General features: G+C 70.7%; 8 protein-coding genes. 3 read left to right on the plus strand and 5 right to left on the minus strand.

The window, feature by feature from the left end:
- Positions 1-2: 2 nt before the first annotated feature.
- The 3 genes from drmD to ACFYU0_RS32795 form a co-directional block, all read right to left on the minus strand.
- Positions 3-3,224: a DISARM system SNF2-like helicase DrmD gene (gene drmD, locus ACFYU0_RS32785; protein ID WP_389305935.1), complete on the minus strand. Its 3,222-nt coding sequence runs from the start codon at positions 3,222-3,224 to the stop codon at positions 3-5.
- Between the two features lie 112 nt (positions 3,225-3,336).
- Positions 3,337-4,947, minus strand: coding sequence for a protein kinase (locus ACFYU0_RS32790; RefSeq protein ID WP_389305938.1), 1,611 nt, complete (start codon positions 4,945-4,947; stop codon positions 3,337-3,339).
- Positions 4,948-4,985: 38 nt separating this feature from the next.
- Positions 4,986-5,930 (minus strand): serine/threonine-protein kinase, encoded by a 945-nt coding sequence (locus ACFYU0_RS32795; RefSeq protein ID WP_389305940.1) that lies wholly within the window; start codon positions 5,928-5,930, stop codon positions 4,986-4,988.
- A 148-nt stretch (positions 5,931-6,078) separates the two neighbouring features.
- Here ACFYU0_RS32795 and ACFYU0_RS32800 point away from each other — a divergent pair, with 148 nt between their 5' ends.
- A complete protein-coding gene (locus ACFYU0_RS32800; RefSeq protein ID WP_389305942.1) occupies positions 6,079-7,431 on the plus strand; it encodes a hypothetical protein in 1,353 nt (450 codons plus the stop codon).
- Between the two features lie 114 nt (positions 7,432-7,545).
- Positions 7,546-9,696, plus strand: coding sequence for a UvrD-helicase domain-containing protein (locus ACFYU0_RS32805; protein WP_389305944.1), 2,151 nt, complete (start codon positions 7,546-7,548; stop codon positions 9,694-9,696).
- An 82-nt stretch (positions 9,697-9,778) separates the two neighbouring features.
- On the opposite strand, the gene ACFYU0_RS32810 is transcribed toward ACFYU0_RS32805, so the two are convergent.
- Positions 9,779-12,361: a DUF262 domain-containing protein gene (locus tag ACFYU0_RS32810; protein ID WP_389305946.1), complete on the minus strand. Its 2,583-nt coding sequence runs from the start codon at positions 12,359-12,361 to the stop codon at positions 9,779-9,781.
- 387 nt (positions 12,362-12,748) lie between these two features.
- Here ACFYU0_RS32810 and ACFYU0_RS32815 point away from each other — a divergent pair, with 387 nt between their 5' ends.
- Positions 12,749-14,818 carry an N-6 DNA methylase gene (locus ACFYU0_RS32815; RefSeq protein ID WP_389305949.1) on the plus strand — a complete coding sequence of 690 codons (2,070 nt, stop codon included), beginning with the start codon at positions 12,749-12,751 and terminating at the stop codon, positions 14,816-14,818.
- 96 nt (positions 14,819-14,914) lie between these two features.
- Here the strand turns inward: ACFYU0_RS32815 and ACFYU0_RS32820 are convergent, their stop codons facing one another.
- The gene (locus ACFYU0_RS32820; RefSeq protein WP_389305951.1) at positions 14,915-16,381 is read right to left on the minus strand and encodes a serine/threonine-protein kinase; all 1,467 of its coding nucleotides are present in this window, start codon (positions 16,379-16,381) and stop codon (positions 14,915-14,917) included.
- Between the last annotated feature and the right edge of the window lie 3 nt (positions 16,382-16,384).

A 16,384-nucleotide genomic window follows, 5' to 3' on the forward strand; every position in this document is an offset into this window, starting at 1 on the left:
GCTCATCGGCTGGCTTCCTTTGCGGGGATCACGAAGACGACGGCGACGGGGAAGAGGTGGGAGCTCGGTTCGCGGTAGCGGGCGGCGATGGCCGCGAGTTCGCGGTCGCGTTCGGCTCCGAGGCCTTCGATGCGGGCCTGCCAGCGTTCGCGGTCCTCGCGGTACTGGCGCTGTTCGGCGGTGGTGACCTCGCGGGTGCCGAAGAGGGCGATCTGCTCGTTGGCGTCGTCGCCCTCCTCCTTCAGTTTGGCGCGCAGGGTGGCTTCGAAGCGGTCCAGGGTGGCCTGGATGCGGTTCTCCTCCTCGGTGCGGCGGGCGGCCAGCGCCGATTCGAGGGAGGCGCCGCGTTCGCGGGCGCGGGCGTTGAGGGAGTCGTGGAGGGGCTTCTCCAGCCGGGGCCAGGCCTCGGCGTAGGCGCGGCGCAGGTCGGGGGCGGCCTCGGTGCCGTCGGTGAGGGCGCGGGCGAGGACGGCTCCCTGGGTGCGTACGGACTCCCAGCGGCGGAAGCGGCCGGTGTCGCCGAACCAGCCGCCCGCGTACAGGATCTCCTCGTGCAGGCGGGTGCCGTCGTTGCCGACGAGGACGTAGCGGGCGTAGGCGGAGACGAGAGCGGTCTCGACGGCGGGGTCGTCGGTGACGACGGCGGTGACGCGGTGCAGGCCGACGGTGTCGGCGTTCCACACGGCGGCGGTGAGCAGGCGGGTGGAGAGGGCGACGAGCGGGTGCTTGAGGTGGGTGAGCACCACGTCGTCGCGGCCGAGGGCGGCGACCTGCGGGTCGAAGGTGACGGGGCGCTGCTCGGCGGGGCGGAGCTTGTGGGCGAGGCCGCGGGTGGCGCGTTCCCAGGTGCCGGAGAGCGGCGGGACGGTCCAGAGGCCGTCCAGGTCCTCGTTGTAGTGCGGGGTGAGGGGCTGCTGGTGGTCCAGGGCGAGGGCGGTGTCGACGACGCGTTTGATGTTGGCGGGGGTGAGGCCGAGGGTGTCGACGGTCTCCCGGTACTGCTCGGCGAGGCGCCTGGCCTGAGCGGTAACGTTCTGCTCGGGGGCCACGGTGCCGCCGGTGCGGCGGCCGGCGATCTGCTTCGGCTTGGCGTTCTCAATGTCGACGGGGGTGGTGTCGCCGGTCATGCGGCGCTGTACGGCGTCGGCGATGACGGCGTTGACGGAGCCCAGGTCGGCCTCGGTGCGGGCGATCTTGCGGGCGATACGGGAGAGGAACTCCAGGTCGGCCTCGTAGGAGCCGGCGGCGGCCTTCTCCCAGCCGGCGCCGATGAAGTGGGTGATCTCCGGGTCGGTCTTCTGGCCCCAGCGGTCGATGCGGCCGATGCGCTGTTCGAGCTTGTTGGGGTTGAAGGGGATGTCGTAGTTGAACAGGCGGTGGCAGTGGTTCTGGAGGTCGATGCCCTCGCTGGCGGCGTCGGTGGCCAGCAGGATGCGGACCTTGCCCTCGTCGGTGGCGGGATGGGCCTGGAAGCCGAGGCGGATGTCCTCGCGGTCGTCGGTGCTGAGGCCGCCGTGCAGGACGGCTACGCGGCCGCCGTCGGTGAGCTCCTCCTGCTGGAGCAGGTTGAGCAGCCACTTCTGGGTGTCGCGGTACTCGGTGAAGACGACGACGCGTTCATTGGTCCAGAGGCGACCGTCGGGGCGGCAGATGGCCTTCAGTTCGCGGATGAGCGCGTCTGCCTTGGAGTCGGCGGCGGCTTCGTGGGTGAGAGCCCAGCGCTCCATCCGCTGGAGCAGGGCGAGTTCCTCGCCGTCCTCCTGGGGGGTGAGGCTGGTGGAGCGGGTGAGGGCGTCGTCCTCGGCCTCCGCCAGGCCCAGGTCATCGAGTTCGGCGACTAGGTCGGTGAAGTCCTCCAGCCAGTCGGGGACGTCGGCGGCGGCCGAGCGGGTGCGGCTCCGGGTGTCGTCCAGGTGGGAGAGGTAGACCTGCACGGTGTGCAGGAAGGCGGCTGGGGAGGAGAACAGCCGCTTCTTCAGCAGCAGGGTGACCAGGTCAGCCGCGCGGCGGCCGCCGCGGGCCTTGGGGGTCATGCGCTTGCGGCGCAGGTCGGCGAAGCTGCTGAGCACTCCGTGGATCTCGCGCTCGGTATCGGTGTACTCGACGGGGAGTTCACGGGTGCGACGGGTGCGGAAGCGGGGGGAGCCGTCGGGGTTGGTGATCGTGGACTTCAGGCGCCGGACGACGGTTTCCTTGCGGGCCTGCTCGTCGGGGTCGACTCCGCGGGCGAACTTCTGGTTGTCGATGAGCTCCAGCAGTGCGGTGTACGACTCGGGGTAGCCGTTGTGCGGGGTCGCGGAGAGGAAGAGGCGGTGCTCGAAGTGGGGGACCAAGCGTCGGATCAGCTTGGTCTGCTGCGAGTCGACGGCGTACACCTGCTTGGGCGCGGCAGGCGCCACGTGGTGGGCCTCGTCGAGGACGAGCAGGTCGAAGAAGCGGCGTTCGGTGCCGTCCTCGTTCGTCTCCTGGCGGGGCGGGACGACCTCGTCGAGGAGGCGCTGCGCCTTGGTGCCGCGCAGCCACGGCAGGGACACGATGGTGAGCGGGTGGACACGGAAGGGGTTGGCGGCGGTGCCGTGGGTGCGGCGGAGCCGCGCGCAGTGCTCGGCGTCGACGATGGTGAACTCCAGGCCGAACTTCTCGGCGAGTTCGTCGCGCCACTTCAGGGTGAGGCCAGCCGGGCAGATCACCATGACGCGGTGGGCGCGGCCGCGCAGCAGCAGCTCCTGGACGACGAGTCCGGCCTCGATGGTCTTGCCGAGGCCGACATCGTCGGCGAGGAGGAGGTTGACGCGGGGGGCGCCGACGGCTCGGGAGACGGGTTCGAGCTGGTAGGGCTCGACGGCGACACCGGAGCGGAAGGGCGCCTGGAGGGTCTTGACGTCGGCGGAGGCGACGGCCGACCAGCGGACGGCGTCGAGGAAGGCGGCGAGGCGGGACGGCGGGTCGTACTGGCCGGTCGAGGCGTCGGGCAGCGAGCCTCGGTCGAGGATGCGGCGGCCGGGCTCGACCTCCCAGATGACGGACAGGGCGTCGCCGAACCGGCCGTCGGCGACGGACTGCAGGTGGACGAGGGTGGCCGTGCGACCGCCGTCGGCGGGCGGGGCGGGGTCCACGCGGGCGACGACCCAGCTCTGGCCCCGTACTTCCACGAGCTCACCGTCCCCGGGCAGTCGCTCCTGGGGAGCCGCCGTGCCCCGCTCCCGGTGAGCTGTCTGCGTCATCGGTGATCCGCCTCCCCTTGGCCTGCCATACGGCCAGAACCCTACGCAATACGGGGCCTCCGCCCCATCCCCGGCAGTAAGCTAGCACCAGAGACGATCGCGTGAACACAGTTCACGCACGGCCTCGAGGGTCGGTGAGCATCCGATCCAGCCGGGCGATCAGGCTATCCGTCCGCGCGTGGCGTTCGTCGTCGACCGGGAGAATCCGCTCCTGCTCCCGCCGCAGGGCGGTGAGCTGGTCTCGCGCCTCGCGCAGCCTTCCCGTCCGGGCGACGAGCGAGCCGATCCGGAACCTGGTGTCGCACACATCCGGGTCGGCGGCGCCGAAGGCCTTCCGCTGCACCGGCAGGAGGTCCTCGAACTCGTGCAGCGCTTCAGTGGTGCGCCCCAGCTCGGCCAGGCACGTGGCCGCGCCGGCCCGGCAGGCCAGTACGGCGGGGTCGGTCGCGGGGCGGCTGCGGCGGAGCGCGCCGCCGAGGGCGGAGAAGCCGTCGTAGGCGCGGGTGAACTCCTCGGCCTTCATCAACAGGTCGCACAGCGTGAGCCGCGCTGCCACGGACTCAGCGTCGTCGAGCGGGCGGCCCGCCTCGCGCAGTCGCCGCTCCAGTGAGGCGGCGGCCCCCGCGTGGTCGCCCCGGGCGGCCTGGTCGAGGATCTCCTGGGGCACTGCGGCGGCCGGGGCGGTTTCTCCGGTGGGCGCGGGGCGCGGGACGGGAATCGGTCGGGACGGGGCACGGCCGGCGGGGGGCGACGCGAAGAGGGAAGCGGACCGCAGGGCGCCGGATCCGGCGGCTGCCGCGCTGTCCGGCCCGCCGGACGTGCCTCTGGGGACGGCCCGGCCGGGCGGTCGGGCAAGCCAGGCGCGTGCCGCGCCGTGGACCTCTTCCGCCGACGGGCGGTCGTCGGGGGACTTGGCCAGCAGCCGCATGACCAGAGAGGCGAAGTCCGCGGGTACGGCACCGCGCAGATCACGGAGTGGGGGCGGTTCCTCGTACGCGTGCCGGTAGAGGAGCGCGACGGCCGTACCCGCGGTGAAGGGCGGGCGGCCTGCAATGATCTCGTACAGCACGCAGCCCAGGGCGTACAGGTCGCTGCGCTCCGTCGCCCTGCCGCCGTCCGCCTGTTCCGGTGAGATGAACCCGGGCGTGCCCAGCACTTCCTGGGTGCGGGTGAGCCGGGGTTCGTCGGGGTCGGGCTCCATGGCCGCCGCGATGCCGAAGTCGAGCACCTTCACCGTGCCGTCCGGCGTGAGCATCAGGTTGGACTGCTTCAGGTCCCGGTGGACGACGCCGATGCGGTGGGCATGGGCCAGGGCGTCGGCCGTCTGTGCGGCGACCGCGGCGGCGAGGTGGATCGGGAAGGGGCCGTTCCGCTTGAGGAGTTGGGAGAGGGTGTCGCCCCGCACGAGTTCCATGACGAGGTACAGGCCGTCGCCGTCGTCCCCGTCGAGCCGACCCGACTCGTGGACGACCGGCACGCCGGCGTGGCGGATCCGGGCGGTGAGGCGGGCCTCACGCTGGAAGCGCCGCTCCATGCGGTCGAGGTCGACGCCGTGGCCGCCCGCCATCAGGAACTTGACCGCGACGGGCCGGTCCAGCCGCAGGTCCCGGGCCGACCACACCTCACCCATACCGCCGCGGCCCAGGCGGTCGACCAGCTCGTAGTGTCCTCTGATCCGTCGTGTCACGCCGTACCCGGCCTCCTGCCCAGTTCGCGCGGTCACCCGTACGGCATATTCTCACGCGACCGGTGATCGGGCGGTCACACCGGGTACGGGCCCTGCGGGAGCACGAACGGGCGGCGCGGGTCCTCGGGGCCGAAGCCGCGCAGGGTCCCGGGTCCCGGGCGGGCGGTGGGCAGCCACGGCCCGAGCGCGCCGTACACTTCGGCGGCCGAGTCGGGCCGGTCCTCGCGGTCCTTGGCCAGGAGGGCGAGGACCAGTTCCTGGAGCGCGTCCGGTACCGGCACGCCTGCTGCGGCAAGGCTGGGTGGTGGGTCGTGCAGGTGCCCGCACAGGACGGCCATGGGCCGCTCGGCGGGGAACGGTGGGGTTCCGGCGAGCATGTGGTGCAGAAGGCAGCCGACGCTGTACAAATCGCTGCGTCCGTCGAGTGCCGCGTCGCCCGACAGCAACTCGGGTGACGCATAGCGGAGGTTGCCGGGCTGCTCGCCCGTGGCGGTCAGCCTCGGGCCGTCGTCCGCCATCAGTTTCACCAGACCGATGTCCAGGATCTTCACCACGCCGTCGCGACGGACCATGACGTTCTCGGGCTTCAGGTCGCGGTGGATGAGACCGGCGGCGTGCGCGGCAGCGAGGCCGGAACAGATCTGGGCGGCTACGGCCACGGCGGAGGCCACATCGAGCCGTTGGTCCTCGGCCTCCTCGATGACCGTGCCGAGCGTCGCCCCCTCGACGAGCTGCATCACGAGCCAGTGGGTGCCACCGGTGACGGCCGCGTCGTGGACAGTGGCGATGTTGTCGCTGTCGAGCGCCGCAGCGGCCTTCGCCTCCCGTACGAAGCGGCGCCGTGCCCGGTCGCGGTCCTCCGCCTCGGCGAGGAGTTCCGCAGCGACCGTCTTGACAGCGATCGGACGCCCCAGGTGCAGGTCGCGTCCCTGCCAGACCTGCCCCATTCTGCCGCGGCCGAGCGGACGGTCCAGTGCGTAGCGGTCGCCGAGCACGGTGCCCTGGCCGATGGCGTGCACGATCTTCCTCCTGAACCTTGCTCCGCCAGCGCCGTCACCGGCGAGACATCGCCATTCACATGGCCGATTGGCAGCTACAGCGTCGTGCCGGCCGGGGACCTGCCCAACAATATGGCCCTCCAGTGCCACAAGATCCAGGAGGTCACAGATGGTCGCCGTCGCTCTGGTGCACAGCACCGCGCTGATGATGGAGCGGCTCCCCGAGAAGCCTCCAGCATGGCTGGTCCGCGGTGAGCGGACCTTCGCGTACCCGCACAAGGACTGGAGAAAGCCGCGGGTCTGGTGTCTCGCCTTCTTCACCGACCGCCACGCCCGCGCCGGGCAGCACAAGATCATCGGGGTGGGCAGCGTCTTCCCGGGCAGACGGTCGGGTACCTACGAACGCGCCCTGCTCACCCGGGACTTCACCGCGCTCCGGGTTCCGCTGCCGCTCGTCGACCTTGAGGACGCCATGGGGGCCAGCCGCCGGTTCCTCGGCGACGACGGCCGTATGTCTCCCGCGGCAGGGGACAAACTGCTCGCCGCCGTCCGGAATCTGCGGCCGGAACTGAACGAGACGCTGGACGACCTGGAGAACAGCCTGGGGGCCAACCCTCCGACAGGGCAGGAGGGCGAGCAGCGGAGCCTTGAGAAGGACGCGCTTGGCACCCTCCTTGAGACGTTCGGCGCGGACCGCGACCCGCTCGAAGCGTGGCAGCAGCCGCTCAGCGGGGACGATCCCCGCTCCCGGTCCGTCCCCTTCGTCGAAGGGTTGCCCGCCCTCCGTCAGATTGAGGATCAGCAGATCGTCCATGACTACATGCGGTTCCCCGGCATGCAAGGCGAGGACGCCGTTCAGGTCGGCTGGCGGATCTACCGCCGCAACTCCGAATCCCCTCATCGGCTGTTCGTGTACAACGCCAACCGCACGAACGCCGAGACCGTCATGGGCGTCGACATGATCTACGTGAACGAGCAGGCCCGGAGCGTGGCCATGGTCCAGTACAAGCGCATGCGGCAGAGCGGGCGCGGCTGGGTGTACTGGCACGACGCCACCGGTGAGCGGGAGTTGAAGCGGATGGAGGCCGTGGACAACGAGTGCAAGGCCGAGGAGGAGCGGGCTCGGGCCGGCCAGAAGGGCTCGACGACACTGGGAGACCCGCGACTGGTTTCCACGCCCAGCATGGTCAAGCTGTGCCGGACCACTCCTTTCATGATGAACTCCGCCGCCCTCATCCCCGGCATGTACCTGACGCGGGAGCACTTCTGGGAACTGCTTCAGCGCCCCGAAGCCGACGGGCCGTCCGGTGGAACACGCATCGACGAGGAGTCGGTTCCCCGGTACCTGAACAACACCACCTTCACCACGCTGCTCAGGGACGGGTGGATCGGCACGCGCGGCACCGGCTGGGACTACGTCATCCACCTGATACGCGAGAGTCTGGCCGCCGGGGGGCCGGGGTCCGTGGTGGTGGGGATGCACCGGAGCGAGGTTCCGCCGGGCAACCGCCGAGTCAACTGACACGCGCCGCAGGCAGACACGAGCCGTCCACCTTCGCGCCCTGGCACGTACGGACCGGCCTCGCACGTGAGAGCCGGCCAGTAAAGTGATCGTAGTCTTCTGGAGGGGGCACGGATGGCGACGCTCGGCATGCACCGGGACTTCCTGATGGAGTTCGCCGCGCTGGAGAAACCCGTCCAGAAACGCGTCTTCGAGGTGTTCGAGAAGTTCGCGGCGGCCACGCACGCCGGGCTGCACCTGGAGAAGCTCACGCACCAGAAGGATCCGCGGCTGCGGACCATCCGCATCACCGACTTCTGGCGCGGCGTGGTCCTGAAGGCGGAGTCGGGTGGCAGCTATCTGCTGCTCAAGGTGCTCCCCCACGACAAGGCCAACGACTGGGCCGCCAAGCACCGCGCGTCGGTGAACGAGGCGACCCAGGGCATCGAGATACGCAACGACGTGGCCCTGGAACGGGCCACGGCCGGGCTGCGGGCGCTGGCCGCCGATGAACCGTCCCGTCTGTTCCCGGCATCCGAGTATCCGGACAACGTGCTGCGCAGCCTCGGTGTGGACGAGGAGATCCTGCCGGTCATCCGGCTGATCCCCGACGAGGATCATCTTGAGGCTCTGCACAAGGTGCTGCCGGAGCAGCAGTACGACGTGCTGCTGGGGCTCGCGACCGGTATGAAGCCCGAGGCGATCGACCGGGAACTGGTGCAGGCGTACGCCCGGACCGCCGCGCAGGCTCCCGCAGCCGACGACGGTGATGAGCTGGGAACCGCGATGGCCCGTTCACGCGGCCGGGTCGCGCTGGTGTCGGGGCCCGTCGAACTGCAGGGGATCCTGGAGCGGCCGTTCGACGCCTGGCGGGTCTTCCTGCACCCGAGCCAGTACCGGGTGGCGTACCACGAGAGCTACGCCGGTCCGGCGCGGGTGACCGGCGGGCCCGGCACCGGGAAGACCGTGGTCGCCCTGCACCGGGCGTACCACCTGGCGCGGCGACTGCCCGCGGACGCCCCCGACGGGTGCGTCCTGCTCACCACGTACACCAAGGACCTCGCCGCCGAGCTGGAGCGCTGTCTCGGGCTACTGGTCAAGGAGGAGGACGTCCGGGCGAGGATACGCGTGGTCAATGTCGACGCCCTGGCCAACGAGGTCGTCCGGGCGGAGCGTGGCGGCACACCCCTGAAGCTGGTCTTCGACCAGAAGGAGATCGCCGCCCGCTGGGCGCGGATCGCGCGGCGGCTGGGGATCGACTTCGCGGACGTCTTCCTCGACCAGGAATGGCGTCAGATCATCCTGGCGCAGTCCCTGGCAGCCCCGGAGGAGTACCTGAAGGCGCCGCGCACCGGCCGCGGCACCGCGCTCCCGCCGCTGAAGCGCCTTCAGGTGTGGCGGGCTGTCTCCGCGTTCGAGGAGCAGCTGCGCCAGGCGGGCGAGTGGACGTTCCTGCAGGTGTGCGCGGAGGCCGCACGCATCCTGGACGATCGGGAGGAGCGGCCGTACCGCCATGTCGTGGTCGATGAGGCCCAGGACCTGCACCCCGCGCAGTGGCGGTTCCTGCGCGCCCTGGCACCCCCCGGCCCGGACGATCTGTTCCTCGCCGGGGACACCTACCAGCGGATCTACGGGAACCGGGTGTCGCTGCGCTCGCTCGGCATCCAGGTGGTCGGGCGATCGCACCGGCTGCGGATCAACTACCGCACGACTCAGGAGATCCTGGCCTGGTCCTCCTCGCTGTTGACCGGCGAGGAGCCCGACGACATGGACGGCGGGGACGAGACGCTGGCCGGGTACCGCTCCACCATGCACGGGGAGCGGCCCACGACGGCCGGTCACGCCACCAAACCCGAGGAGATCGAGGCCCTGGTCGCCCGGGTGCGGGACTGGACCGGCTCGGGAGTGGAGGCGGAGGACATCGGAGTGGCGGTGCGCTTCATCCAGCTGGGGTGGGACATCGCACAGGCCTTGGAACGGGCCGGTATCGCGGCGTGCGTGCTCGGCTCCGGACGCGGTGGCCCCGGTGTGCGGATCGGGACCATGCACCGGATGAAGGGGCTGGAGTTCCGCTGCGTCGCCGTGGCAGGCGTCAGCGACGGAACCGTGCCGATGAAGTCGGCCGTGACCTCCGTGGAGGTCGACGCCCAGCAGCACCAGGAGGACATGACCAGCGAGCTGAGCCTGCTGTTCGTGGCCTGCACACGGGCGCGCGAGGCGCTACGCGTGTCCTGGCACGGCGCTCCCAGCCCGTTCCTGGCGCCGGTCACGAACCCGCACCCCTGACGCCCGCAGCGCCCCCCGGCACCCGCGGGAAGCGCTGCGTGCAGGGGCGACGCGATGTGGGTGGGGCCGCGGATGCCGAGTATTAGAGGGTGCCGGGATCCTCGTCCGCCATACGGCGGGCCTCGGCGAGGGCCACCGTGTGCGCGAACCACTCCAGCACCGCGCAGATCTCGTCGCTGTGCTCGGCGAAGACCTCCACCGCGAACGACGGGCGCAGGTCGAGTTTGGCCTCAGCCAGGTCGATGCCCTCGATGTCGTTCAGCCGGGTCATCAGCTCGCGCCGCAGCGGCTCGTCGTCGAACGGGGGACGCCGCTTCAGATACTGGAAGACGACCTCTACCGTGCCAGAGACCGGATAGATCGCCAGGGGCCACAGCGCGCGGGAGCCGGGGGCGCTGCCGAAACGCGCCAATGGGGAACAACTGGTCTCGCTCGCCCGGCCATAGGCGAGGCTGCCACCTTGCTGCTCCCAGAAGCGCAGCGCGCCCAGCACGCCGTCGACTGTCTCCTTGGTCTGGTTGTCACGCAGTTGCGTCTCGAAGCGGCCGGCCGCCGCCTGCTGCTCGTCGTCGGCCTGCGGTGACGGCTCGGCCTCCTCAGCCACATCCCTGCCCAGCAACGCCGCCAGGTCGGCGGTGGTCAGCCGGTGGGAGCGACGGGCCCGGCCGGCGTCGTCGAAGGGGACGCCCTCAGCTTCCAGGCGGGTCCGCGCATCCCCCGACTCCTGGCCGTCCGGCCACCTGAAGCCCGCCGAGACGCGGCCATCCGCCGTCAGCACCCGGTAGGCGCCGTGCAGACCCGCCTTGGACGCCAGGTGCTGGCCGACCGGGACGGCATGGGTACCGATGAGCGCCGCTACATCGCCGTACGTCGTCCATGTCCCGGCCGGCATGGCGAGGAGTGCGGTCCGCAGCTCCTTCCAACCGGACCACTCGTCGTCCACGGGGGCCGTGCCCGCGACGGGGCCGGGCCACAACCGCACCGCCCGGTCGGCGAGGTCGCCGGCCCGGTCGAGGATCTCCGCCTTCCCCCACCGCTCCCGCCCGGCGATCTCCTGGTTCATCCGCAGAGCGCTGAAGTCCAGGATCTCCTGCTTGCGGCGGAACGGATGGTTCGACAGCTTCGCGTTGTCCGCCGAAAGGGTCAGGTTGCCCAGTGTGTGGACCAGGAGGGCGTGGAGTTCCTCCGGTCCCTGGCCGTCCTCGGTCTCCTCGGCGAGCAGGTCCAGCCACTGGTGGGCGGGGCTCTGCGGCAGCACGTGCTCGACGGTCAGACGCGCCTTGGCGTAGTCGACCGGTTCGCTGGCTCCGTAGCTCTCCTCCAGCCTGCGCAGCACCTGGAACCGCTGGTTGCTGCGGCCCGCCTTGTAGAAGGGCCGGGTGCGGATGGCCTCGCGGACCGCGTCGTCATCGGGCCAGACACGGGCGCCCGTCTTGTTCTTCGAAAGGAAGGCTCGTACGGCCTCAGCCGGGTCGCCGTCCTCCTCCATCTCCTTGGGCATCTCCATGAACACCCGGTTGCTGCCCGTGGTGGAGTACCCGGTGAAGAGGCGCCGCACCATGTAGCTCTCGGCGTACGCCAGTGCCCGGGCGGCCTGGTGGGGTGTGGCCTGTCCCTGGTCCACGCGATCGAGCAGGTGGAGCGCAAGCGGGTAGTGGGTCTGGCCCCCCCACCGGGACAGCCGCTCCAGCACTTCGCGCAGGTCCGGGTCGGGCTCCCGCTCGGGTTCCAGGATGCGCATCAGGCGTTCCGCCCGCCGTGCGAGGGAGGCGATCTCGGCCTCCAGGGCCGCCTCGTCGGAACTCAGTGGTTCCAGGCGCTTCTTCTGGTCGCGGTAGATCTCGCTCTGCTTGGCCCGGCTGTTGCCGGCCACCACCAGGTCGAGCCAGACGAGGAGTTCGAGGCTGGCGGGACCGAGCCGTTCCTGCATGGGCAACCAGAGGCTGCGGTACACCGACTCACCGCGAGTCGGCAGGCACATGAAGAGGTAGTTGCGCAGCAGGTCGCTCTGGCTGAGTCCGACCCCGGTGTTGTTGATCGACTCGAAGATCCGGTAGACGTTGTCGCCCTCCGCCGCGGTGATCTCAACGATCGACAGCAGTCCGCTGAGCACGGTCTCCACCGCGTCCGTCCACGCCTCACCGCCGTTCTCCTCGCCCTCGGCGAGGACGCCCAGGAAGAACCGGTAGGCAGCACCCACATTGCCGGGGCCGCCGGCCCTGGGTGAGCTCTCGACGCAGGCGGTGAAGGCGTCGCGGTCCGCCTGCGTCGGCAGGAGGCGGTAGTGATCGTCGCCGCTTCGGTACTTGTTGACCAGCACGAGGTCGTGGATGCGCTCGGCCTTCTGCTCCGAGCCACGTTCCCGGTGGCGGTCACGCAGGGCGGTGAAGGCGAGCATGAGGGTGGTGAGCCGCTGCTGGCCGTCGACGACGAGCCAGCGCTGCATGCCGCCCGCGGTGATCCGGCCCGGCGCCAGCACCACGGAGCCGAGGAAGTGCGCCGCGGGGTGCCGTCCTTCCAACTGCTCCTCGACCAACTCCTCTACGTCGGCCCAGAGCTGCTGCAACTCCTCCCGCTGCCAGCTGTAGGTGCGCTGGTAGAGCGGCACCTGGTACTGCTTCTCGCCCTGGACGAGTTCGTTGAAAGTGGTCTCCTGAGCGTGCACGCGCGTCTTTCCCCCCACTGAGTCCCAGGCGACCCATACTCCACCATCGCGGCAGGGGTGTGCTCTGCCTGGACTCGATCAGTAGCGGTGACGTCACTTCGGGAGTCAAGTCGCACATCTTGTTCCGGCTGCGGATGAGCCATCGGCGAAGGTCTCGCGGAGAGCCTCAACTGCTTCTGCGAGCCGGCTCACCAGACCAAACAGTCATGCCGATGCTCGACAGCGCCCAGCCTCTCGTCGGGCTCGGGTCCTGGGCGACGCCTTCGGCTGTCGCCACTGCGTCCATAAACTCAGTCAAGCCATGCATGGCTCCGTGCGCTCAGTTTCTGTAGCGTGGGCCGCGAACCCCACGCGCAGCAGGTCTGTGCCCCTCCCGGAGAGAGTCCGATGCCCGAGTCCGCAGAGTCCGCCGCCGTCTCCGTGCCCCTCGCCGAGGTCGCGCGGATCGCGGGTGTGGGGCGTGCCGCGGTCAGCAACTGGCGGCGGCGCCACGAGACCTTCCCCGCACCGGTCGGGGGCACGGATGCGAGCCCGCTGTTCTCGCTCACCGAGATCGAGGCATGGCTGCACCAGGAAGGCAAGCTGAAGGCCGCCGTGGGGCCACTGGAACGGCTGTGGCCGGAGTACGATGCCTTGGGCGACCGGGATGCGATGGGGCTCCTCGTCGCGGAGGTGGGTCTGCGGTTGTGCGGGGAGCCCGCCAAGCCGGACGCCAGTGGTCAAGCCGCTTCGGCGGTGCTCGACACGGGGCAGTCCGGTCTTGACGAGCAGCAGTCCGCACTCCTGGAGCGAACCCTGCACCTGGCCGAGGCCAGAGGTGCTGCCGAAACCTTCGGTTTCCTGCTGGAGCGGTGGCTGCGCACCCACGTACGGCAGATCGCCGTCACACCCCAACCACTCGCGGACCTCATGACGGAAATCGCTTCGGCGGTCCGTGACGAGGAGATACGGGTCGTTCTCGATCCCGCGTGCGGCACCGGGTCCCTGCTTCTGGCGGCGGGACGGCGATGGGACGACTCGGGACTGGCCGAGCTACGGGGACAGGACAGCGACCCCGTGCTTGCCTCCCTGACGCTGGCACGGCTGGCCGCCACTGGATACACAGGGTCGGCCCTGCCGGAGGTCACGGTGACAGCGGCCGACACCCTGCGCGCCGATGCTCAGGCGGACGTACAGGCCGACGTGATCCTCTGCAACCCGCCGTCGAACGAGCGGGACTGGGGGCACGCGGAACTCGCGACGGACCCGCGCTGGGTGTACGGCCAGCCGTCGCGCACAGAGTCCGAACTGGCGTGGGCCCAGCACATCGCCGCCGCGCTGGCCCCGGAAGGGGTCGGGGTCGTGGTGCTGCCGCCCGCGGTCGCGGCGCGGCGGGCCGGCCGGCGCATCCGGGCCGGCCTGCTGCGCGCCGGGGTGTTGCAGACCGTGATCGCCCTGCCACCCGGCGCCGCACCTCCGTACGGGGTGGGCCTCCATCTGTGGGTGCTCCGCGCAGCGGGTACCGGCGGGGAACCCGGGGCTTCCCCGGGCGAGGTGACCCTGGTGGACACCGTGGCCGGACAGCGCGGCACCGGGAGCGGGAGCGGTGGAACCGGCGGCAGCAATGTCGACTGGAAGCGGATCACGCAGCAGGTGGTGAAGGCCCTCCGGGGATCGGGCGGGCCGGGAAGCGTGATGGTTCCGGTCATCGATCTGCTGGACGAGGCGGTGGACCTCACACCGGCTCGGCACATTCCACGCAGCCACACCGCCGACCTCGTGGACATGCGACGGTCCTGGACCCTGTTCGACGCCCATGCGAGTGAACTCCATGACGCCGCGGGCGCGCTGTCGGCCCTGGAGCCGGTCGAAGCCTGCGACATCGCGCCGCTGATCACCGTCGCCGAGCTGGAACGGGCCGGAGCCCTGGAGATCCGTGGCGGGCAGACGCTGCCCGAGGCGGAAGTGGAGCGCGGTGTGCCTCCGGCGGACGGGGCACGGGTGCTGACCGGTCTTCGTCGGCCCGGGGGCCCTGAGCTCTGGCTGCCAGCGGCGGAGGTGGCCCGGGGCGAGAAGAGCGGTGCACTGACCGTCACCGCTTCGCAGGATGTGGTCCTGTCGGTGCTGGCGCGGGACTTCGACGTCCATGTGGACACTGAGGCTCCGTCGGTTCTCGGGCCGCAGCTCTGCGCTCTGCGCGTGGACCCTTCGGTCCTCGATCCCTGGTTCCTGGCGGGCTGCCTACGGGCTCCCGACAATGCCCGCCAGGCGGGCACCCACGCGTCCACCACGTCCCGTGTGGATGTACGGCGGCTGCGGGTGCCCCGGTTCTCCCTGGAGGAGCAACGACGGTACGGAGAGATCTACCGGAGGATCACGACGTTCGAGAGGGAACTCCAGGGGATTCGCCAAGTGGGAGGCGAACTCGTCCGTTCGCTCGGTGATCTGTTGGCCCACGGCCGGTTGCCGCGCACCTGACCGCCGTACCCGGTTCTGCCACCGTCCACCAGCCGGGCCACCGCACCTGGCACCGCCGCCACTGGTCAGCGGGCCAGCCGCAATTGCCGGACGCTCCTACAACTCGGCCAGGCGGCGGACCAGGGAAGAGACCTCGGCTCCGAAGCCGCGCTCGCTCAGTTCGAGTGCGACCTCATGGCACCGTTCGACCAAGTGAGCCGGAGGCGAGGTGAGATTCAGCGTTTCCGAGGCGGTCCGGCGCCACTCCTCAAGCGCGGTCCGCAGGTCCCCCTCGGGGATCCGGCATTCCGCCACGCCCAGCCGCGCCTCCAGCGTCAGTGCGCCGTGGCGGAGTTCTTGCCGGTCGCCGAGCGCGACCACCTTCTCGTAGAGCTCCTTGGCGCGGCCGGTGCCGCCGTCGAGGCGCGCGGCATCGCCGCACACCAGGTGGGCTTCCGTAACAGCAGGTTCCTGGAGCCCCCACTCGGACACAGCGCGAGCGAGCACCGAAGCAAGCCGTTCGCATTCGGCACCGCGTCCGGTCGCCGCAAGTTCCGCCCTGGCCAGGGCGATCAGGTCCGCGAATTCCCTGCGTCCCAGCCAGAGGCCGCGTCGCCGCACGGAACGATGGGAGCCCCCGCGGCGGACGCGGTCGGCACGCCCGACGGGGTCCGCCTTCCCCATCGGCCCGGCATGCCCGACGGCGAGGCCTGCTCCGCCCAGCCGGTACCGGGCCGTGGGGTCCGGGTGCAACTCCGGATCGGGCCCGGGGTCGCCGGGTACGGGCAGGTATCCGCGCAGTACGGCGAGGGCGTCGCCGATACTTGCCGGACGGTCGGCAGGTGTCTTGCCGAGCAGGTCCCACACAAGGTCGTCGAGGTCCTCCGGAATGCCGAGGTTGATGTCTCGGACGCGGGGCGGTAGGTCTTCGAGGTGCTGTGCATCCTTGTTCCGGTCCGGCTTGTCCTCGAACGGCTTCTCGCCGGTGAGCAATTCGAACAGCACACAGCCGAACGCGTAGAGGTCCACCGCGGCGGAGACGTCCTGCTGGCCGCGGAGCTGCTCCGGCGCCATGTAACCGGCGCTGCCGGGGGTGGCACCGAGCGCCGTGTAGCGCGTGGCGTCAGGGTCGGTTAGGTGGGCGATGCCGAAGTCGAGCAGCTTCGCCGTTCCGTCCTCGGCGGCGATCACCACGTTGCCGGGCTTGAGGTCCCGGTGCACCACGCCATTGGTGTGGGCGTGGCCGAGGGCCTCGGCGATCTGGGCGGCGACCGCGACGGCCGCGCCGAAGGGGAACGGGCGGCGCAGGTCCAGGAGTTCGCGCAGGCTAGGCCCATCGACGTACTCCATCACGAGGTACGGCTCCTCCTGGCGGTAGCCGCGATGCAGCAGACGCGGGATGGCGGGGTGGTCAAGCTCTTCGAGGACCGCTCCCTCGCGCTCGAACCGCTTCAGCAGTTCGACGCGGCGCCGCGCGCGCTCAGCCGGCGTGAACCGGCCCTGCGTGTAAGCGTCGAGGCGCAGCACCTTGACCGCGACGAGCCGCCCCGTGGCGGTTTCCGTCGCCGTCCAGATGCTTCCCATGCC

Origin of the sequence: Streptomyces sp. NPDC003720, assembly GCF_042875075.1 — a bacterium.
Taxonomy (GTDB): Bacteria; Actinomycetota; Actinomycetes; order Streptomycetales; family Streptomycetaceae; genus Streptomyces.

What these genes read in the sequence shown, in the direction of transcription:
- drmD (WP_389305935.1), bottom strand. Translation starts at nt 3,224, where the DNA reads ATGACGCAGACAGCTCACCGGGAGCGGGGCACGGCGGCTCCCCAGGAG.
- ACFYU0_RS32800 (WP_389305942.1), top strand. Translation starts at nt 6,079, where the DNA reads ATGGTCGCCGTCGCTCTGGTGCACAGCACCGCGCTGATGATGGAGCGG.
- ACFYU0_RS32805 (WP_389305944.1), top strand. Translation starts at nt 7,546, where the DNA reads ATGGCGACGCTCGGCATGCACCGGGACTTCCTGATGGAGTTCGCCGCG.
- ACFYU0_RS32815 (WP_389305949.1), top strand. Translation starts at nt 12,749, where the DNA reads ATGCCCGAGTCCGCAGAGTCCGCCGCCGTCTCCGTGCCCCTCGCCGAG.
- ACFYU0_RS32820 (WP_389305951.1), bottom strand. Translation starts at nt 16,381, where the DNA reads ATGGGAAGCATCTGGACGGCGACGGAAACCGCCACGGGGCGGCTCGTC.